The organism is Flavobacterium sp. GT3R68 (assembly GCF_007109225.1).
In the GTDB taxonomy this organism is placed as follows: domain Bacteria; phylum Bacteroidota; class Bacteroidia; order Flavobacteriales; family Flavobacteriaceae; genus Flavobacterium.
The window spans coordinates 1-2318 of record NZ_VJZK01000019.1 but is presented as its reverse complement, the minus strand read 5'-3'; the positions used below and the strand labels follow the sequence as shown (position 1 = coordinate 2318).

The following is a 2318-nucleotide window of genomic DNA, read 5'->3' as shown; positions in this document are numbered from 1 at the left end:
GCCTCAGTGGCGTGACTCTCACCGAACAATCACAAATATAAACCAAACTTTGAGTTATCAGCGTATTTTCTAAAGAATCACGGAATTAAGCCATTGTGGCAAACCGCTGTTAACAGTAGCCTTTATTTTATCTTTTTTTCACCAGTGTTATAATAAAAATCATTTGACCGATGCAAAATATTGAAAAAACTGAATATACTACTATTTTTAGATGAGTACTTAATTCAAAAATGTCTTCACTATTTCGTGCTGTTATTTGACGAATTAATAAATTTAATCTTGCAAGCAATACTATCGGCACAGTTAGTATAAAATGTATTCGGAAAATTTTAAAGCTGATTTCATTTTGTTTTGTTATTCTTATCCAATACACAAATGATATTACAGCTATCAATGTCCAAACAATCATTTCTAAATAACTTGTCGTTGGAACAACTGCATTTCTTCCAGAATTTTGAATTCGTAGACCTGATTCAAATGGAGTTGCCATGATGAGCAAAAACACAAAAGATAAAAAAGGCAAATATTTCTGTTGCATTCTGTTTAAGGATTAGGCTATCGTTATTCGGCCAAGGTTACTGTTAACGTCCGGTGGCTTGCCTCAGTGGCTTGAAATGTTACCGAACAGTCACAAATATAAACCAAACTTTGAGTTATCAGCGTATTTTCTAAAGAATCACAGAATAAGCCATTGAGGCAAACCGCTGTTAATGGCTGGCTTTATTTTCTTTTACAAAATTAACTCTCTGTTTTTTATTTCCGCTTTGGAATTCGACTATTATATTTTCGGGTGAAATAGGTTTTCTATTGCTTAAAAAATCGATTGATAATAAACTACCTTGTATTCCAATGCCAATTCCGTAGCCATAGTTTTCCCCAATAAGGCAAACATTTTTATTCAGAAACAAAGTAGGGTTTTGTTCTGTTAGCAATTTACCAGTACGGATACATTTTACACTGAAAAGAAAATCATAGATATCCTTATTTATGACTTTACTATTTTTAGTTTTAAACCTATAAGTGGCCCAACTATCAGTAATAATATATTTTTCGCCGTCAATAAAAACTTCATTTTGGCTTGCAGTATATTTCGCAATCAATAAGCCTTGCTCTTTAGAAATTTCGCTGCTTGGTGGGACTCCTACATAGTCACTAATACCGGGTATTTTATCACATGAAATAATAGTAATAAACGGGATAATAAATAGTATGAAATTTTTCATGTTCAGAATTTTTATAAGCTTGCCATTAACGTCCCCGCGGCTTGCATTCAGTGGCTTACCTGTCACGGACACTTGCAAATATAAACAAACTTTGAGTTATCAGCGTATTTTCTAAAGAATCACGAAATTAAGCCATTAATGCAAACCGATGTTGCTGTAAGGTTTTATTTTTTCACCCGCTCTTTTTTCTACGTTTCAATTTTCGGCAGTTAGGTTTGCGATTCAATTTTCCACGTTTCAAATTTCGACAATCTTCGGTTTTTTACATTTCAATATTTCCGACTTCCACAGTGCGGCATTTCGGTTTTCAGTAGGAGTTTTGCAAGTTTCTTTTTTGAAATTTTCATTAAAAACGTCTGCGTAAATTCGGAACAAATTTTCTCTCCAACCAACTTTACAGCAACGTCCGGTGGCTTGCCTCAGTGGCTTGAAATGTTACCGAACAGTCACAAATATAAACCAAATTTGAGTTATCAGCGTATTTTCTAAAGAATCACAGAATAAGCCATTGAGGCAAACCGCTGTTAACAACAGTAGTTTAGCAACCACATTCTCCATGAACTTTTCGTTCTAATTTTTTGTTTCCTTTTATTATTGTCATTTTGCCTTTATAAACTCCGCCTTCGTCATAAGCTGTTTCCATTGAAAGATTAAGTATTACTTTGGTACTATTTTTTTTATAAACTGAAATATATTGATTCTCATTTACTCGTCTACTTTCAATAGTATCTTTTTCTAATATTATTCTTTTGCCGTTAAGAATGACAATTCCGAAGTCTGTGAAATTTGATAAGAAGAGAAATTTATGACTTCCAATAGTATCGTTTGAATCAAGCATTAACTCAGCGCATCCTTCTATTTCATTTGCATTATCAAAAGTACCAAGAATTAGTGATTCATTTTGGGCTTTCGCTTCTTGAACTAAAGTTTTGGTTTTCTTTTCTGAACAAGAAAAAATTAAAAGGCATAAGATGAAAAAGGAAAACATTCTCATTATAAGTGTAGGTTTACTATTGTTGTTAACGTCCCCGCGGCTTGCATTCAGTGGCTTACCTGTCACCGGACAATTGCAAATATAAACCAAACTTTGAGTTA

The 2318-nt window shown here is 33.3% G+C and carries 3 protein-coding genes; all 3 read right to left on the bottom strand.

Annotated features, from left to right (window positions below; translation table 11 throughout):
• Positions 1-127: 127 nt before the first annotated feature.
• Positions 128-538: a hypothetical protein gene (locus tag FNW07_RS13560; RefSeq protein ID WP_126745385.1), complete on the bottom strand. Its 411-nt coding sequence runs from the start codon at positions 536-538 to the stop codon at positions 128-130.
• Positions 539-707: 169 nt separating this feature from the next.
• Positions 708-1223 (bottom strand): hypothetical protein, encoded by a 516-nt coding sequence (locus FNW07_RS13555; protein ID WP_126745362.1) that lies wholly within the window; start codon positions 1221-1223, stop codon positions 708-710.
• A 538-nt stretch (positions 1224-1761) separates the two neighbouring features.
• Positions 1762-2318: hypothetical protein (locus FNW07_RS13550; RefSeq protein WP_221931752.1), on the bottom strand; the 557-nt coding region annotated here is incomplete at its 5' end.